Here is a 17624-nt window from a genome sequence, read left to right as displayed (position 1 = left end):
GGGAGGGACCACCTTGACGCAGACCATCGCCCCCCGCGTCCGGATGCTCGTGCTGCTGTTCCTGGCGGTCGCCGGCGCGCTCCTCGTCGGCGCCGGACCCGCGTCCGCGCACGCCGCGCTGACCGGCAGCGACCCCGCGCAGGGGGTGGTGGTCGACAAGGCGCCCACTCAGGTGTCGCTGACCTTCTCCGAGACCGTCTCGCTGAGCGACGACTCTCTGCGCGTCCTCGACCCCAAGGGCACGCGGGTCGACACCGGCAAGCCGAGCAACCTCAGCGGCACCACCTACGCGGTGCAACTGCACTCGGGCCTGCCCGACGGCACGTACACCGTGGCCTACCAGGTGGTGTCCGCCGACAGTCACCCCGTGGCCGGCGCCTATACCTTCTCCATCGGCTCCCCCTCCAAGACCAGCGTCTCGGTGTCCGACCAGGTGGGCGGCGGCGGAGTCGTCGGCTGGCTCTACGGCTTCGGACGGTATGTGACGTACGCCGGGTTCATCGTGATGATCGGCGGGGCCGCCTTCGTGCTGGCCTGCTGGCAGCGCGGCACCGGGGTCCGGGCGCTGCAGCGGCTGGTCGTCTCCGGCTGGCTGGCGATGACCGCGGCCACCCTGTTCCTGCTGCTCCTGCGCGGCGCCTACGCCACCTCGGGCAAGCTCGGCGACGTCTTCGACCTCGATCTCCTCGGCCAGGTCCTGCAGACCAAGACCGGCGCGGCCCTGGTCTCCCGGCTGCTGCTGCTCGCCGCGGCCGCGCTCTTCATCGCCGTGCTCTTCGGCGCCTACGACAAGCGCGAGGACGAGGAGAAGCGGGATCTGACCTTCGGGCTCGCCATCGGCGGAACGGTGGTGGCCGCCGGGCTCGCGGCGAGCTGGGCCATGGCCGAGCACGCCTCGACCGGACTGCAGCCCGGCATCGCGATGCCGGTCGACGTGCTGCACCTGGTGGCGGTCGCGATCTGGCTCGGCGGGCTCACCGCGCTTCTCGTCGCGCTGTACCGGGCGCCCGCCGACCGGCCCGTCGAGGCCACCGCCGTCCGCCGCTTCTCCCAGGTCGCCTTCGGCAGCGTCCTCGCCGTGGTCGCCACCGGCGTCTACCAGTCCTGGCGCCAGCTCGGCGCCTGGTCCGCCTTCGCCGACACCCGCTACGGCCAACTGCTGCTCGTCAAGATCTGCCTCGTGGCGCTGCTCGTCGGCATCGCGTGGATCTCGCGGAGGTGGACGGCTCGCCTGACGGACACCGCGGCGGACACGACCGTGGATAAGGCGGCGGACAGGACGGTGGACACGGCCGCTGACACGACGGTGGACACGGCCGCTGACACGACGACCGAAGCAGTGGTGCACTCCGCAGCGTCCGCATCCGCAGCACCCGCATCCGCATCCGCATCCGACAAGGAGCCCGTCGCCGCGGCGGCCGCGGCCGGAGGCGCCAAGACCGTCTCCGGGGGATCCGGCTCCGAGCGGGCCGCGCAGCTCGCCCGGCAGCAAGCGGCCGTCGACTCCACGCGGCAGAAGCGGCTGCGGGAGTCCGACGCCGACCGTTTCGGCCTGCGCCGCTCCGTGCTCGCCGAGGCCGGTGTCGCCGTCGTGCTGCTCGCCGTCACCACCGTCCTGACGTCGACCGAGCCGGGCCGTACGGAGCAGGACGCCGCGAAGGCCACCCGCGCCTCCTCGTCCTCCTCGTCGGATTCTTCGGCCGACTCCACCTCGGGCGCCCTGACGCTGGACATGTCGTTCGACACCGGCGGCACCGACGGCAAGGGCGTGGTCAGCGTGGACCTCGACCCCGCACGCGCCGGCGCCAACGAGATGCACGTCTATGTGACCCGGCCCAACGGGCGCGCGTTCGACGTGCCCGAGGTCAAGGTCGCCTTCACCCTCGAAGCCCAGGACATCGGGCCGCTGCCCGTCGTCCCCGACCACATCACCACCGGCCACTGGTCGGCGAACGGAGTGCAGATCCCCATGGCCGGCGAGTGGAAGATCGCCGTGACCGTGCGGACCTCCGACATCGACCAGGTGACCGTCTCCAAGAACGCGCAGATCGGCTGACCGCACCATGCCCGACCCGTCCATTCCACCTGTCCGCACTCCCGAGACCGGCACACCCGATACACCTCCTGCCCCCGTCGCCGGCGGCGACGGGCGTGTCCCGTCGGATTCCTCCTCTCCCGCTGACCTCGATGCCCCCGAGGCCACAGAGTCCACAGAGGGCCTGACGCGGCGCAAGCTGCTCGGCACGGCCGGAGCCACCGGGCTCGTCTTCGGCGCGGCGGGCGCGGCCGCGGGTTATGCGGCGGCGCCCGCACAGGCGACCCCGCTCTCCTCGATCGGGGCCGGGCAGGCGATGTTCCACGTGAAACATCAGCCCGGCATCACCGAGGGTCTTCAGGCCCGCGGCCATCTGGTCGCCTTCGACCTGGCGGCCGGTTCGGGCCGCAAGGAGGCCGCCGCGTTGCTGCGCCGCTGGTCGGAGACGGCCCGGCGGCTGATGGCGGGCGAGGCGGCCGCGAACGACGACACCGACGTGGCCCGGGACGCCGGTCCCTCCTCGCTGACCGTCACCTTCGGCTTCGGCAACAGCTTCTTCGCCCGCACCGGGCTGGAGAAGCAGCGCCCGGTCGCGCTGGACCCGCTCCCCGACTTCTCCTCCGACCACCTCGACAAGACCCGCAGCAACGGCGACCTGTGGGTGCAGATCGGCGCGAACGACGCCCTGGTCGCCTTCCACGCCCTGCGCGCGATCCAGAAGGACGCGGGCAGCGCGGCGAAGGTCCGCTGGCAGATGAACGGCTTCAACCGCACGCCGGGGGCCACCGCCCACCCCATGACGGCCCGCAACCTCATGGGCCAGATGGACGGCACCCGCAACCCCAAGCCGACCGAATCCGACTTCGACCAGCGCATCTTCGTCCCGGCGTCCGGCTCCAAGGACCCGGCGTGGATGGCCGACGGCTCCTACGCCGTCGTACGCCGTATCCGCATGCTCCTCGACGACTGGGAGAAGCTGTCGGTCCAGGCGCAGGAGCAGGTCGTCGGGCGGCGGAAGTCCGACGGGGCGGCGCTGTCCGGAGGCAGCGAGACGACCGAGATGGACCTCGAGAAGACCGATGCGAAGGGCGATCTGGTCGTCCCGATCAACGCGCACGCCCGTATCACCCGGCCCGACCAGAACGGCGGCGCGGCCATGCTGCGGCGGCCCTTCTCCTACCACGACGGCATCGACCCGGACGGCGCTCCGGACGCGGGCCTGCTGTTCGTCTGCTGGCAGGCGGACCCGCTGCGCGCCTTCGTCACCGTGCAGCGCAAGCTGGACCGTGGTGACGCCCTGTCGAAGTACATCCGCCACGAGGCGAGCGGCCTGTTCGCGGTCCCCGGCGGCGCAGCGGAGGGCGAGTACGTGGGGCAGCGCCTGCTGGAGGCGTGAGCCACACAACCGTGAGCCACGAAGGCCGGAGCCCACGAAGGCCGGAGTCCACGAAGGCTGAAGTCACGTCCCTCGCGAAGTTACGGCCCCTCGGGCGGATTCATTCCTTCCAGGGGGTGCCGTGAGATACGTACGCCTCTCTCCGCAAGGGCCATTAGGGTGAGGTCATGCCAGCGAGCTATGCGTATCTCGGCCCCGAGGGCACCTTCACGGAGGTCGCCCTGCGTACGCTTCCGGAGGCGGCCACCCGGCAGCTGATCCCGTACGTGTCGGTGCAGTCCGCGCTCGACGCGGTGCGCGGCGGCGAGGCCGAGGCCGCGTTCGTGCCCATCGAGAACTCCGTCGAGGGCGGGATCACGACCACCCTGGACGAACTGGTCGCGGGCGCGCCGCTGATGATCTACCGCGAGGTGCTGCTGTCGATCACCTTCGCGCTGCTGGTCCGGCCCGGCACGAAGCTGGCGGACATCAAGACGGTCTCCGCGCATCCGGCCGCGCAGCCGCAGGTGCGCAACTGGCTGAAGGCGAACCTCCCGGACGCCCTCTGGGAGTCGGCCGCCTCGAACGCGGACGCCGCCCGGCTGGTCCAGGAGGGTCGTTACGACGCCGCCTTCGCGGGCGAGTTCGCGGCCGCGCGGTACGGGCTGACCGCCCTGGAGACCGGGATCCACGACGCCGAGAACGCCCAGACCAGGTTCGTACTGGTGGGCCGCCCCGCCCGGCCGGCGGCGCCGACCGGCGCGGACAAGACGTCCGTGGTGCTGTGGCAGAGCGACGACCATCCCGGCGGCCTGCGCGACCTGCTGGGCGAGTTCGCCACCCGGGGCGTCAACTTGATGCTGCTGCAGTCCCGTCCGACGGGCGCCGGCATCGGCAACTACTGCTTCTGCATCGACGCCGAGGGGCATATCTCCGACCGGCGGATGGCCGAGGCGCTCATGGGGCTGAAGCGGATCTGCCGCGAGGTGCGGTTCCTGGGCTCGTACCCGCGTGCGGAGGTGAGCGTGGCGGACGTCGCGGCTCCGCTGCCCGGGACCTCGGACGGGGAGTTCGTGGCGGCGTCGGACTGGGTGGCGCGCTGCCAGGACGGCCGGTTCTAGCCCGGCCCTATCTGCACATCTTCGTTATCCACAGAAGTTATCCACAGGGTCGCTTCTCGACCTGGGGACAAGTCGACAACGAAGCGCCATCCAGTCGACAAATCGCCCTACCACCCGCACCTGAGGCCCCCGCCCGGCCACTCACCCTTCGTCCACCTGTTTCCTTGGATCAATCCTTTGGGGCGACCCATTTCCACCCGAAAGTGGCTGCGGGGCGGGTTTGGGCAGGGAATTACCGACCCCGGACGGCGGTATCGGAATGATCAATTCCGATGTCCACAGATCTTTCGCACACCCTGTGGATAACTACTCCGAGCGCGTGGATACCTGTGGACAACACCCCCTCCAAGTCCCGGTTTCCACAAGGGAATCGTGTCAACGTGACGCCCACCGCATGCCCCGTCCCAGGGAGTGGGACACTTTTTATTGACACGCTCGGCAATTCCCTCATAGCGGAACGTAAGGCACGATTCGGGACAACTGTCGGAACGGCGAGCAGGCGCGTCGGAATGGAGTCGTGAGCCGCAACCCCGCACGGGTAGCCTTGGCCGCGTGATTGACCTTCGCCTGCTCCGTGAGGACCCCGACCGTGTGCGCGCGTCCCAGCGCGCCCGTGGAGAGGACGTCGCGCTCGTCGACGCTCTCCTGTCCGCCGACGAGCGGCGCAGGTCGTCCGGCGTCCGCTTCGACGAGCTGCGCGCCGAGCAGAAGTCTCTCGGCAAGCTCATCCCCAAGGCCTCCGCGGACGAGAAGGCCGAGCTGCTGAAGCAGGCGAGCCAGCTCGCCGCCGACGTCAAGGTCGCCGACGCCGAGCGCGACGCCGCGGACGCCGAGACCCAGGAGCTCGTGCAGAAGCTCGGCAACCTCGTGCACCCCGACGTGCCCGTCGGCGGCGAGGAGGACTTCGTCACGCTGGAGACGCACGGCGAGATCCGCGACTTCGGCGCCGAGGGCTTCGAGCCCAAGGACCACCTGGAGCTCGGCCAGATCCTCGGCGCGATCGACGTCGAGCGCGGCGCGAAGGTCTCCGGCTCCCGCTTCTACTTCCTCACCGGCGTCGGCGCGCTCCTGGAGCTCGCCCTCGTCAACGCGGCGATCGCCCAGGCCACGGCGGCCGGCTTCACCCCGATGCTGACGCCCGCCCTGGTCCGCCCCCAGTCGATGGCGGGCACCGGCTTCCTCGGTCAGGCGGCCCAGGACGTCTACCACCTCGACAAGGACGACCTCTACCTGGTCGGCACCTCCGAGGTCCCCCTCGCCGCTTACCACATGGACGAGATCATCGACGCGGACAAGCTGCCGCTGCGCTACGCGGGCTTCTCGCCCTGCTTCCGCCGCGAGGCCGGCTCGCACGGCAAGGACACCAAGGGCATCTTCCGCGTCCATCAGTTCGACAAGGTGGAGATGTTCTCGTACGTCACGCCCGAGGACTCGGCGGCCGAGCACCAGCGCCTGCTGGCGTGGGAGAAGCAGTGGCTGTCCTCGCTGGAGCTGCCGTTCCGCGTCATCGACGTCGCCTCCGGTGACCTCGGCTCCTCGGCCGCCCGCAAGTTCGACTGCGAGGCCTGGATCCCGACGCAGGGCAAGTACCGCGAGCTGACCTCGACCTCGGACTGCACCGAGTTCCAGTCCCGCCGGCTGTCGATCCGCGTCCGCGAGGGCAAGCAGGTCCGCCCGCTGGCCACGCTCAACGGCACGCTGTGTGCGGTCCCGCGCACGATCGTCGCGATCCTGGAGAACCACCAGCAGGCCGACGGCTCCGTGTATGTGCCCGAGGTGCTGCGCCCCTACCTCGGCGGCCGGGAGATCCTGGAGCCGGTGGCCAAGTGAGCGCCGCGTTCCCCTACCGACTGATCGCGACCGACCTCGACGGAACGCTGCTGCGCTCCGACGAGTCGGTCTCGCGGCGCACCCGTGACGCCCTCGCCGCAGCCACTGCGGCGGGCGCGGCGCACATCGTCGTGACGGGCCGCGCGGTCCCCTGGACCAAGCACATCCTCGAGGACCTCGGCTACCGAGGCCTCGCGGTCTGCGGCCAGGGCGCACAGGTGTACGACGCCGGCGAGGACCGGCTGCTGACCTCGGTGACCCTGGACCGGCAGTTGGCCGGCGTGGCGCTGGCCAAGATCGAGGCGGAGGTCGGCCCCCTGTACCTGGCGGCGAGCCGGGACGGCCTGGACGGAGACGTGCTGGTGGGACCGGGTTACGCGGTCACCGGCGCGCTCCCCTCGACCCCGTTCACGGACGCGTCCGACCTGTGGTCCGCGCCGCTGAACAAGATCTACATACAGCATCCCGAGCTGTCTGACGACGCGCTGGCCGAGGCGGCCCGGCAGGCCGCGGGCGGTTTCGTCACGGTCGCGATGGCCGGCGAGGGCATCGTGGAGCTGCTCCCCCTGGGCCTCTCCAAGGCCACCGGCCTGTCCTTGGCGGCCCGTCGGCTGGGCCTGAAGGCCGCCGACACGATCGCCTTCGGCGACATGCCCAACGACATCCCGATGTTCGCCTGGTCGTCCCACGGTGTGGCCATGGCCAACGCCCACGAGGAACTGAAGGCAGTGGCGAACGAGACGACGTCGTCCAACGAGGACGACGGCATCGCGGTAGTCCTGGAACGCCTGCTGGGCTGACGCCCGGCGCTCGCCCGATCGCCGCGGGCGATCAAGGGCGCGGGGAACCGCGCGACCGGCCACGACGCGCCCGCACCCGTTGCGACCACCGGGAGGGAGGGCGGCCCACGCGAGAGCGACATCGCGTGCTCGAAGCGGCCGCCCCGGGCAGTTCCCCTGTGCGGGGCGGGTTCGGCGGAGGAGTAACTACTCCGGAACCCGGACCCGCCACTGGCTGCCCTCGAGGGAACTCGACGCGATGCCGTGCATGGACATCGTCGAGCTTCCTCTCCCGGTCCGTCCCCGGTCTGTGGCGCCGGATCCCTTCCCGGCCCCGCGGGTACAACCACTGTGCCCGGGGGACGAGTTGGACGCCACCGAATAAAACAACCGTGCGACTACCGGCGGCGCCACCTGCGGCGACGCGCCTTGCTGAAGAACCAGCCCGCAGGCGGATCGTCGGACCGCCAGGGCTGCGGCTCGGGCTCCTCCGCCCGCCACCGTGCGGCCAGCATCCGGGCCCGGGCGGACGGCTCGGACGTCTCGGCGGCCCGTATGAAGTCCTCGTCCAGGACGAGGCCGTCCCAGACCTCGCCCTCGGACGGCCCCCGACCGTCGCTCACCGCATTGTCGTCCGCCATCCCCGTCCTCCCAGCAATGTCCAGGCACCGTACGAGCGGTGTCCGCTTCGCCCAGTGTGCAGAGACACGGGTGAAGCCGCCGTCAGGAACGACCGGCCCGCCCGGCAGGTCCTCTCACTCCTCGCCCGCGAGCGTGAGCGTCCGCAGCTTCTGGCCCGCGCACCAGGTGGCCAGCACGGTCACCGCGACCAGCAGTACCGTCGCCGTGGTCAGGCCGACGTCCGAGGTGACGAGGTCCCCGCCGGCCACCTTGTGGGCGACGGCCAGCGACCACTGCTGGACGCTGAGCGTGCGCGCGCCCGCGACCAGGGAGCCGAACAACGCCTCCCAGACCAGGGCGTAGACGAGACCGAAGACCACCGCGTGCCGGGACACCGTGCCCAGCAGGAGGAACAACGCCGCGTAGGCGATCGACGAGACCAGGGCGGCCACCGTGTAGGCCACGGCGATCTGCTGGCCGTTGCCGTTGAGGATGAACCCCGCGATCAGCGTCGGCAGGGCCGAGAAGACCATCGTGACCGCGATCGCCACGATCAGCTTGGTGAAGATGATCGTCGGCCGCTTCAGCGGCTTGGACAACAGGTAGACGACGGAGCCGTCGTCGATCTCCGGGCCGATCGCGCCCGTGCCGGCGATGACGCCGATGATCGGGACCATGGTGGCGAGCGCGAGCCCGCCCAGCAGGTCGGACGCCGTCTGGTCGTCGGCGCCGGCCAGGCCGCGCACGACCACGGAGATCGCGATCAGCAGCAGGGGCAGGGCGCTCAGGATGAGGGCCCGGCGACGGCCGAGCAGGGCCCGGTAGGTGAGCCGGGCGACAGTGGGGTCGTACATCTTTGGGCCTCCTACGCCGCGACCAGGTACGAGAACACGGACTCGAGGGACTCGTCGGAAGGCGAGACCGTGAGCAGCCGGATGCCGTGGTCCCTGGCGACCTTCGGCAGCAGCGCGGTGAAGCGGCCGAAGTCGACGGCCTGGATGCGCAACGCGCCCTCCGCCAGGTCGACTTCGATGCCGGAGGTCGACGGGTCGGCGATCAGCGCGGCCGCGAGGGCGCGGTCGTCGCTGGAACGCACCAGGTAGCGGTGCGGGCGGTCGGTCATCAGGCGGCGGATCTTGCGGAAGTCGCCGCTGGCGGCGTGCCGCCCGGCGACGACGACCTCGATGTGCCAGGCGAGCTGCTCGACCTCTTCGAGGATGTGGGACGAGAACAGCACCGTGCGGCCCTCGTCGCCCATGCGCCGCAGCAGGTCCATGAGCTGCATGCGCTGGCGCGGGTCCATCCCGTTGAACGGCTCGTCGAGCAGCAACAGCGACGGGTCGTGGACCAGGGCGGACGCCATCTTCACGCGCTGGCGCATGCCCTTGGAGTACGTGGAGATCTTGCGGTCCTGCGCGTACTCCATCTCGACCGTGGCCAGCGCCTTTTGGGCGGCCTTCGCGCCCAGGCCGTGCAGTTCGGCGTTGGCGACGACGAATTCGCGGCCGGTGAGGAAGTCGTACATCGCCTCGCGCTCGGGGACGATGCCGATGTGCTTGTAGATGTCCTCGTTGCGCCAGACCGGCTGGCCGTCGAGGGTGACCGTGCCGGTGGAGGGGGCCAGGAAGCCGCCCATCATGTTGATCAGGGTGGACTTTCCGGCGCCGTTGGGGCCGAGCATCCCGGTGACGCCGGGGCCGATGGTCATGGTGATGTCGTTGACGGCGACCACGTTGCCGAACCAGCGGGAGACATGGTCGATGTTGAGCGTGGTCACAGGCCCACCTTCCGGTAGCGGCGGATCAGAAGGCCGTAGCTCGCGGCGATCAGGCCGAGGACGACGAGGACGTAGACCGCGCCCTCTCCGTTGGACGGGCCGACTCCGCCGGGGAAGGCGGAGGAGGCGCCCAGGAAGGCCGACTGCACGCCGTCGATCAGCGTGACCGGCGAGAACAGGCCGATCCAGGGGATCGAGCTGCTGCTGTTCTGGGCCTCGGCGATGGCCTGGAGCGTGGAGACGGCGCCGTAGGAGATGGTCAGGACGGCGATGACGGCGGCGATGCCGAAGCCGCGCCGCGGGGTCGCCGAGGCGATCACCAGGCCGATGCCGGCGAAGAGCAGCGAGAGCAGTGCCACGGAGACGAGTCCTTGCGCGAATCCCTTGGTCTGGTCGGCGAAGTCGAGCTTGGCCAGCAGCGCGCCCACGTACAGCACCAGCAGCGGGGCGGCGGTGAGGACGAAGAGCGCCGAGGCCAGCGCGGCGAACTTCGCGCGCACGTAGTCCGCGGTCTCGATGGGCCGTGAGAAGTACAGCGGCACGGTCTTGAAGCGCAGGTCGCGTGAGACGGACTGGGGTGCCTGGGAGGCGATGTACAGGCTGAGCACGGCCTGCATGATGATCGCGTAGCGCGTGTAGTCCACCGGGAGTTCGTGGGCCTTCGTGGCGACGGCGACGGCGACCATGATGGCCGCGGGCACGCACATCACGACGAACAGCAGCATCGGCAGCACCTTGGACTTCACCGAACGGCCGAGGCCGTAGGAGCCGCGCAGGGACTGCGAGTAGAGGGAGCGGCGGGCGTACGCGCGGCCGAGCCGGGGGCCGTCGTAGCTGCGGTAGCCGATGTTGTGGATCCGGGTCTGGTCACCCGAGGGGGCGGTGACCGGGTGCTCAACTGCCATGGCCGACGGCCTCCTTTCGCTGCTGGTCGTTGCCGGTGCCGCCGGCTGTGTCGCTGTCCGTGAAGACCTCGGAGATGTGGTGCCTGCGCTGTTCCATGCGCACCAGGCCGAGGCCCAGGTCGGCGACCACGTCCCGGACGACGTCGTAGGTCTCCTCGCCCTGCGCGGTCAGCAGCAGCACGTGCCCGGCGCCCGGCAGACCGCTGTTGGCGTCCAGCACGTCCACCCCGCGCGCGTGGAGCGCGTCGCGCACCGCGCGGGTGCCGTCCGGGTGGTCGTCGGTGTCGGTGACCTCGATCGCGAGGGTGGTCGTGGTCTGTGTGAAGTCGGTGGTGGAGCTGGAGCGCAGAAGCTTGCCGCCGTCGACCACGACGACGTGGTCGCAGGTGCGTTCCAGTTCGCCCAGCAGGTGGGAGGTGACCAGGACCGAGATGCCGAAGTCGGTGTAGATCCGGCGGATCAGGCCGAGCATCTCGTCCCGCCCGACCGGATCGAGGCCGTTGGTCGGCTCGTCCAGGAAGACCAGCTGCGGGTCGTGGACGAGGGCCTGGGCGAGCTTCACCCGCTGCTTCATGCCGGTCGAGTAGCCGCCGATGGGGCGATAGCGCTCCTCGTACAGACCGACATGGCGCAGGGTGTCCGCGGTGCGCTCGCGGGCGGCGGTGGGCGGGAGGCCGGACATCCGCGCCATGTGCACGACGAACTCGGTGGCCGAGACGTCGGGCGGCAGACAGTCGTGCTCCGGCATGTAGCCGACCCGCTCGCGGATGTCGGCGCCCTTGCTCGCGACGTCGAGACCGAGCACCTCGGCTCGGCCCTCCGTGGCGGGCGACAGACCCAGAAGGATCTTGATAAGTGTGGACTTGCCGGCCCCGTTGGCTCCGACGAGCCCGGTCACACCAGGCCCGACGTCCATGGAGAGCCGGTCAAGAGCGGTCACCCGGGGGAACCGCTTGCTCAGGCTTTCGGTCGCGATCACAGTCACGGCACAAACGGTAGTGACCTGGACCACGACGGGCGTCACCCCGGAGAGCCGTCTTCGCGTCACACCTCAGACGTACGGGACCCTAGGGGATCCCCAACCTGAGAGTTACCCGTCCCCGACTTGTCCACAGCCGCGCCCACCGTCTATTGACGCTGCCTCTAACAACTGTCACATTCACCAGTGTCAAGTTACGGACGCGTACCGCAGTCGATGGGGACGGGGCGGCATGACGACGGCATTGAACAGCGAACTCACCGCGGAACTGCGCGGGTTCAGGCAGGTCCAGCGGCTCGCGTACGAGTGCGCGGAGGCGGTCGCGGCCGAGCTGCGACCGGGGGTGACGGAGCGCGAGGCGGCTCGGATGCAGCGGGAATGGCTGCGCGAGCGCGGGGTCCGGGACTGGCTCCATCTCCCCTTCGCCTGGTTCGGCGACCGCACGGCGTTCGTGAACTTCCGCGTCCCGCTCCAGTTCTTCCCGACCGGCCGCCGGCTGGAGCCCGGGATGCCGTTCATCCTCGACCTGGCCCCGGTCCACCGGGGCTACACGGCGGACATCGGCTACTCGGGCGCACTCGGCCGCCACCCGGTGCAGGAGAGGCTGATGGCCGACCTCGAGGCACACCGCGAGCTGATCCTGCGCGAGGTGCGTGAGCGCCGGTCGCTGCGGGAGATCTACGAGGACGTGGACCGTCTCATGGCCCGCCAGGGCTACGCCAACCGGCACCGCGCGTATCCGTTCGGCGTGATCGCGCACAAGGTGGACCGGGTCGCGCCGCGCCGCTGGTCCCCGCGCGTCTTCGGGTTCGGGACACAGTCCCTGAAGGGCCTCGCCGCCGACGTGCTGCACGGCCACCGCGAGGGCTGGTCCCCGCTGTGGTCGCCGTACCGCTTCTCCGACCATCCGCCCCGGCCGGGCCTGTGGGCCGTCGAACCCCATCTCGGTTTCCGCGGCACGGGCGCGAAGTTCGAGGAGATCCTCGTCGTCACGGACTCGAAGGATCCCGAGGAGAGCGCCTTCTGGCTGGACGACGATCTGCCGCACACGCGGCGCTGGGCGGAGGAGAAGTGACGGCAGCGGTGTCGTTCGAAGGAGCGCGCGAGCGCCGGGTGCGGACCGGCGGGATCGAGCTGTGCGTCGCCGAGCTGGGGGACCCTTCGGATCCGACGGTCGTCCTGGTGCACGGCTACCCGGACAGCAAGGAGGTGTGGTCCGAGGTCGCGCCCCGGCTGGCCGAGCGCTTCCATGTCGTCCTCTACGACGTCCGGGGCCACGGCCGTTCCGGCGCGCCGAAGCCGCTGCGGGGCGGCTTCACCCTGGAGAAGCTGACGGACGACTTCCTGGCGGTCGTGGACGCGGTCAGCCCGGACCGGCCGGTGCACCTGGTGGGGCACGACTGGGGGTCGGTGCAGGCCTGGGAGTTCGTCACCGTGCAGCGCGCCGAGGGCCGGATCGCGTCCTTCACGTCGATGTCCGGACCGTCCCTCGACCACTTCGGCCACTGGATCAACAAGCGTCTGACCAGGCCGACTCCACGCCGGGTCGGTCAACTCCTGGGCCAGGGAGCCAAGTCCTGGTACGTGTACCTGCTGCACACCCCCCTCCTGCCCGAACTCGCCTGGCGCGGCCCGCTCGGCAAGCGCTGGCCGGGCATCCTGCGGCGGATCGAGAAGGTCCCCGGCGGCGCGTATCCGACGCCGTCGCTGCCGTCGGACGCGGCACACGGCGCCTGGCTGTACCGGGACAACGTACGGACCCGGCTGCGCCGCCCGCGCTCCGACGCGTACGCGCACGCGCCCGTGCAGCTCATCACGCCGCTGGGGGACAGGTTCCTGTCGGAGCGGCTGTACGACGAACTGGAGCAGTGGGTGCCGCGGTTGACCCGGCGCGCTCTCCCCGCCGGGCACTGGATCCCGCGCACCCGCCCCGACCAGCTCGCCTCCTGGATCGACGACTTCGTCACGTCGGTCGAGCGCGAGCGGGCAGCGGAGGCGCCGGGGACGAGGCCGGGCGGGACGGCACGGGAGGGTGTGGAGAACAGCGGCAGGGGGCCGGTACGCAAGACCTCGGCCGGCCGGTACGCCGAGCGTTTCGGCGGGCTGCTGGTGCTGGTCACCGGCGCGGCCAGCGGTATCGGGCGGGCCACGGCGTTCGCGTTCGCCGAGGCCGGGGCCCGGGTGATCGCCGTCGACCGGGACGCGGAGGGCGCGGCCCGCACCGCCGAGCTGTCCCGTCTGCTCGGCGCGTCCGAGGCCTGGGCGGAGACGGTGGACGTCTCCGACGAGCGGGCGATGGAGAAGCTCGCGGCGAAGGTCCACGCCGACCACGGTGTGCTGGACGTGCTGGTGAACAACGCGGGCATCGGGCTGTCGGGTTCCTTCTTCGACACGTCGTCCGACGACTGGCGCAGGGTGCTGGACGTCAACCTGTGGGGTGTCATCCACGGTTGCCGGCTCTTCGGCCGGCGGATGGCCGAGCGCGGACAGGGCGGCCATGTCGTCAACATCGCCTCCGCGGCCGCCTACCTGCCCTCCAGGGTGCTGCCCGCGTACAGCACCTCCAAGGCGGCGGTGCTGATGCTGAGCGAGTGCCTGCGCGCGGAACTGGCCGGCCGGGACATCGGCGTCACGGCGATCTGCCCCGGCCTGGTGAACACCGCCATCACCTCCACAGCCGCCTTTGTGGGTGTGGACGCGCAGGAGGAGCGACGCCGCCAGAAACGCTCCACGCGCGTGTACGGGCTGCGCAACTTCCCGCCGGAGAAGGTCGCGGACGCGATCCTGCGGGCGGTCACGCTCAACGAGGCGGTGGTCCCGGTCACGGTGGAGGCGAAGGGCGCGTACGCGCTGTCGCGCTTCCTGCCACGGGCGTTGAGGGCGCTGGCGCGCATGGAACCACCGCTGTGAGCCACCGCGTCGACCGTACGCGCGCGGGAGCCGGTTCTGCCTCCGCCGCGACAACGCCGGTCCGGGGAGCGGCACTTTGACGGCCGCCCCCTCGGCGGCGCGGCCCCCGTACCGCATCGAGGCCCTCGCCCAGCTCTCCGGGGCCACCGTCCGGACCATCCGCGCCTATCAGGACCGCGGTCTGCTCCCCCGCCCCGAGCGCCGTGGGCGGGCCAACCACTACTCCGACGCCCATCTGACCCGGCTCCACCGGATCGCCGACCTCCTCGACCGCGGCTACACCCTCGCCTCCATCAAGGAGCTCCTCGAGGCCCATGACACCGGCCGTGGCCTGGGCGGCGTCCTCGGGCTGGTCGCCGAGGTCGACGGCCCGTGGACCGACGAGCAGCCCTCCCAGGTCTCCCGCGCCGACCTGACCGCCCGCTTCGGCGGCACCGCCGACGACACGGCGATCGCCGACGCCGTCGCGCTGGGCGTGCTGGAACCGGTCCCCGGTGACGACGGCGCGTTCCTCGTGCCCAGCCCCCAGGAGCTGGCCGTGGCAGTGGAGTTGCACGCGGCCGGGGTTCCGCTCGGGGCGATCACCGCGCATCTGCGGGAGTTGAGGGTCCAGGTCGAGCACATCGCGTCCCGTTTCCTGGAGTTCACCACCGAGCACGTCTTCGCCCGCTACCTCGAAGGTCCGCACCGCCCGACCGACGCGGACGCAGCCGAGGCGGCCTCGCTCGTACGACGGCTGCGCCCGCTCGCCCAGCAGACCGTGGACGCCGAACTGGCCCGGGCCATGCGCCTGTTCGCCGCCCGACAGCTGCGCCGACACCTGGCCGCCGACGATCCTCCGCTTGAGTCCGCCGAACCGCGCTCGGTACCGATCCCCGCCACGACAATGCGGGCCGTGGAAGCGCTGGTTGGCCCCGAGCACGCCGCCGACTTCCTCGCACTGGCGGCCGAACGGGAAGTGCGGGCCCGCGCCTTGGACCGCCTCGTCTCAAGTCACCGTCCGTCAGATGATCTTAATGAAGGCTCCTGAGCCACCTGCCAGTTGTCCACAGAGTCGCCAATTAGCCTGTGGATAACCACAGTTGGTTGTGGATCAAACCTCTACCCCAAAACAAAAATGCGTGATCCCCGTCTCCCACGTCATGCTGAGCAAATGAACGAAAGGGACATGCAGAAAACGGGGATGGACGAGAGACGCACCGTGAAGGTGTCGAAGTACCTCTCGAAGCACCTACGACACCAGCCCGAGCGCATCGGCCTCACCCTCGACGAGGCCGGCTGGGTCGAGATCGACGAGCTCATCGCGGCGTGCGCCGCGCACGGCTTCCGCTTCACCCGGGACGAACTGGACCACGTCGTCGCCGCCAACGACAAGAAGCGTTTCGCGATCGACGGCACCCGGATCCGCGCCAGCCAGGGCCACAGCGTCGAGGTCGACCTCGGACTGCCGCCGGCGACCCCTCCGCCGTACCTCTACCACGGGACCGTGGCCCGCTCCCTGGACGCGATCCGGGTCGAGGGGCTGCGGCCCATGAACCGCCACGACGTGCACCTCTCCGCCGACCGGGAGACCGCGACCCGGGTCGGCGCCCGCCGAGGCCGCCCCGTGGTGCTCTCCGTCGACGCGGGCACCATGCACCGCGACGGCCACGTCTTCCACGTCAGCGAGAACGGAGTGTGGCTGACGCAGGCCGTGCCGCCGCGCTACCTGCGCTTTCCCGAACGACACTGAGCAGGTTCGGCATGATCGAGGGTATGGACCACCTCCCCAGCACCGAGGCCGCCGTCACCGCGCTCCGCGCCATCGCCGCCGAGTACGGGCTCGAGATCGAGATCACCCACGACATCGGTGCCGACCAGACCTCCCGCCGCACCTCCGCCGGCGTCGGTGTCACCACCGACCCGGACGGCTCGCTGCCGCACGAGGCCTACGTCGAACTCGGCGGGCGTCCGAGTGTGAGCGTGCGGCTCTACCCCGACGACGACGCCCTGATCTCCGTCGACGGCGTGGAGTGCCCCGACATCGACCGCGACGACGTACCCGCCTTCCTGCGCTCCCTCTACGACGGCCACGCCTGGGTGAAGGTCCGCCGCTTTCCGCCGGCCCACTTCCTGATGGTGCCGCTGCCGCAGGACCGCGTGCACAAGGAATTCATCCTGGTCGGCCTCAGCCCGTGGCTGGGCGGCCGCGCGCGGTGACTGTTTCACGTGAAACACGGTCGACCGCATACGCTCGATGACATGAGTCTGCGCCTGAGCACCGTGATCCTCCCGTACCTCCGTTGGAACGAGGGCGGCCGTTCCGCATGGACGCGGGCCGAGCAGCTCGGCTTCCACACGGCGTACACCTACGACCACCTTTCCTGGCGCAGCTTCCGCGACGGCCCCTGGTTCGGCGCGATCCCGACGTTGACCGCCGCCGCGTCCGCCACCGAGCGCCTGCGCCTGGGCACGCTGGTGACCTCGGTCAAGCCCTTTTCGCCTATCGCGGCGTGACCTGCGAAGACTTCCTTCGGTCAGCTATCTGAGCTGCCCCTCTCAGATGCCGATGAGCCGGACACGGTCGCCGCACAACCGGGTCATGTCGTCGACATCGGAGGTCAACATGGTCGCTGGACCCGGCTGGCGCAGCGCCACCTCGGCCACGGTCGCGTCAATCGCGTACTTGTGGCCGTGGAGACCCGCGGCTTTGAGCAGTTCCGCAGACGCCTTCGCCGCGCCCTCCGTCACCGGCTCCACCTTGACGCGGGACAGCACCCACCGCAGCCGCGACATGTTCACCCGACCGTGGGCGACTTCCACGATGGTGTTGGCTCCGATGACGAAATCGGCGCCCATGGCATGGAACACCTGGAACATCGCGAGGATCTTGCGGTCCTGGGCAATCCAGGCAGAAAGCCCCTGGGAGTCCAGGACGACCGTCTCGACATGCTCGTTCACGCCGCGCTCGCCGATCCGCCCGTGTCCGTCGTCCCGAAGATGCTGGAACGCGCCTGTGCCAGCTCTTCCTCGGTGAAGGCCCCGTGTTCCTCCTGGTGGCGCTGCAGGTCGGCACCGAGCAGTTGGTGCCGAAGCTGACGCGCCACCGCCTCGGCGACGTAGCCGGAGACGTTGTCGGTGAGCTTCCTGAGTTCGGCGACCTGCTCGGTCGGCAGCGTCACCGTGATGCGTGTCGTGTCCGCCATGACCCGAGCATACTGCGATATGCGCCCCGGGTCGTCGCGCTCCTCACCCGTCGGCACGCGGGCGCAGGGTAACCGGTAACAGTGACACCGAAGCCGCGCTCGCCGAA

The 17624-nt window shown here is 70.5% G+C and carries 17 protein-coding genes and 1 pseudogene; 11 read left to right on the top strand and 7 right to left on the bottom strand.

Annotated features, from left to right (window positions below; translation table 11 throughout):
* Positions 1-13 precede the first annotated feature (13 nt).
* From AB0J04_RS06900 to AB0J04_RS06880, 5 genes are all read left to right on the top strand, one after another.
* On the top strand, positions 14-2056 hold the full coding sequence (locus tag AB0J04_RS06900; RefSeq protein ID WP_363167310.1) for a copper resistance protein CopC: 2043 nt from the start codon (positions 14-16) through the stop codon (positions 2054-2056).
* Between the two features lie 7 nt (positions 2057-2063).
* Complete coding sequence (gene efeB / locus AB0J04_RS06895) at positions 2064-3431, top strand: iron uptake transporter deferrochelatase/peroxidase subunit (RefSeq protein ID WP_363167309.1); 1368 nt, start codon at positions 2064-2066, stop codon at positions 3429-3431.
* Positions 3432-3598: 167 nt separating this feature from the next.
* On the top strand, positions 3599-4531 hold the full coding sequence (gene pheA / locus AB0J04_RS06890) for a prephenate dehydratase (protein ID WP_358802204.1): 933 nt from the start codon (positions 3599-3601) through the stop codon (positions 4529-4531).
* 552 nt (positions 4532-5083) lie between these two features.
* Entirely contained in the window at positions 5084-6361 is a 1278-nt protein-coding gene (gene serS / locus AB0J04_RS06885) for a serine--tRNA ligase (protein WP_363167308.1), read from the top strand.
* Complete coding sequence (locus AB0J04_RS06880) at positions 6358-7161, top strand: HAD family hydrolase (RefSeq protein ID WP_363167307.1); 804 nt, start codon at positions 6358-6360, stop codon at positions 7159-7161. Before serS ends, AB0J04_RS06880 begins: the two co-directional genes overlap by 4 nt.
* 377 nt (positions 7162-7538) lie before the next feature.
* Here the strand turns inward: AB0J04_RS06880 and AB0J04_RS06875 are convergent, their stop codons facing one another.
* The 5 genes from AB0J04_RS06875 to AB0J04_RS06855 all read right to left on the bottom strand — a co-directional run bounded on the left by AB0J04_RS06875 (position 7539) and on the right by AB0J04_RS06855 (position 11422).
* Entirely contained in the window at positions 7539-7781 is a 243-nt protein-coding gene (locus AB0J04_RS06875) for a hypothetical protein (RefSeq protein ID WP_363167306.1), read from the bottom strand.
* Positions 7782-7895: 114 nt separating this feature from the next.
* Positions 7896-8615, bottom strand: a complete 720-nt coding sequence (locus tag AB0J04_RS06870; protein WP_363167305.1) for an ABC transporter permease — start codon at positions 8613-8615, stop codon at positions 7896-7898.
* Positions 8616-8626: 11 nt separating this feature from the next.
* Positions 8627-9538: an ABC transporter ATP-binding protein gene (locus AB0J04_RS06865; protein WP_363167304.1), complete on the bottom strand. Its 912-nt coding sequence runs from the start codon at positions 9536-9538 to the stop codon at positions 8627-8629.
* Positions 9535-10443: an ABC transporter permease gene (locus AB0J04_RS06860; protein ID WP_363167303.1), complete on the bottom strand. Its 909-nt coding sequence runs from the start codon at positions 10441-10443 to the stop codon at positions 9535-9537. Before AB0J04_RS06860 ends, AB0J04_RS06865 begins: the two co-directional genes overlap by 4 nt.
* Positions 10433-11422, bottom strand: coding sequence for an ABC transporter ATP-binding protein (locus AB0J04_RS06855; RefSeq protein WP_363167373.1), 990 nt, complete (start codon positions 11420-11422; stop codon positions 10433-10435). Before AB0J04_RS06855 ends, AB0J04_RS06860 begins: the two co-directional genes overlap by 11 nt.
* A gap of 232 nt (positions 11423-11654) precedes the next feature.
* On the opposite strand from AB0J04_RS06855, the gene AB0J04_RS06850 reads away from it, so the two are divergent.
* The 6 genes and pseudogenes from AB0J04_RS06850 to AB0J04_RS06825 form a co-directional block, all read left to right on the top strand.
* Complete coding sequence (locus AB0J04_RS06850; protein WP_363167302.1) at positions 11655-12497, top strand: M24 family metallopeptidase; 843 nt, start codon at positions 11655-11657, stop codon at positions 12495-12497.
* Between the two features lie 8 nt (positions 12498-12505).
* Positions 12506-14332, top strand: a complete 1827-nt coding sequence (locus tag AB0J04_RS06845; RefSeq protein ID WP_363167301.1) for an SDR family oxidoreductase — start codon at positions 12506-12508, stop codon at positions 14330-14332.
* Between the two features lie 76 nt (positions 14333-14408).
* The gene (locus tag AB0J04_RS06840; RefSeq protein WP_363167300.1) at positions 14409-15362 is read left to right on the top strand and encodes a MerR family transcriptional regulator; all 954 of its coding nucleotides are present in this window, start codon (positions 14409-14411) and stop codon (positions 15360-15362) included.
* A 153-nt stretch (positions 15363-15515) separates the two neighbouring features.
* The gene (locus AB0J04_RS06835; protein WP_363167299.1) at positions 15516-16064 is read left to right on the top strand and encodes an RNA 2'-phosphotransferase; all 549 of its coding nucleotides are present in this window, start codon (positions 15516-15518) and stop codon (positions 16062-16064) included.
* Positions 16065-16087: 23 nt separating this feature from the next.
* Entirely contained in the window at positions 16088-16531 is a 444-nt protein-coding gene (locus AB0J04_RS06830; RefSeq protein ID WP_363167298.1) for a hypothetical protein, read from the top strand.
* A gap of 42 nt (positions 16532-16573) precedes the next feature.
* A pseudogene (locus AB0J04_RS06825) lies at positions 16574-16798 on the top strand (LLM class flavin-dependent oxidoreductase); the annotation flags it as partial.
* Between the two features lie 72 nt (positions 16799-16870).
* On the opposite strand, the gene AB0J04_RS06820 reads toward AB0J04_RS06825, so the two are convergent.
* Together AB0J04_RS06820 and AB0J04_RS06815 are read right to left on the bottom strand one after the other, a co-directional pair.
* Positions 16871-17272 carry a DNA-binding protein gene (locus AB0J04_RS06820; RefSeq protein WP_363167297.1) on the bottom strand — a complete coding sequence of 134 codons (402 nt, stop codon included), beginning with the start codon at positions 17270-17272 and terminating at the stop codon, positions 16871-16873.
* Complete coding sequence (locus AB0J04_RS06815) at positions 17269-17517, bottom strand: hypothetical protein (protein ID WP_363167296.1); 249 nt, start codon at positions 17515-17517, stop codon at positions 17269-17271. Before AB0J04_RS06815 ends, AB0J04_RS06820 begins: the two co-directional genes overlap by 4 nt.
* Between the last annotated feature and the right edge of the window lie 107 nt (positions 17518-17624).

The sequence above is a fragment of the Streptomyces sp. NPDC050263 genome, from assembly GCF_040655955.1.
Lineage (GTDB): Bacteria > Actinomycetota > Actinomycetes > Streptomycetales > Streptomycetaceae > Streptomyces.
This window is presented reverse-complemented; position numbering and strand designations above follow the sequence as displayed.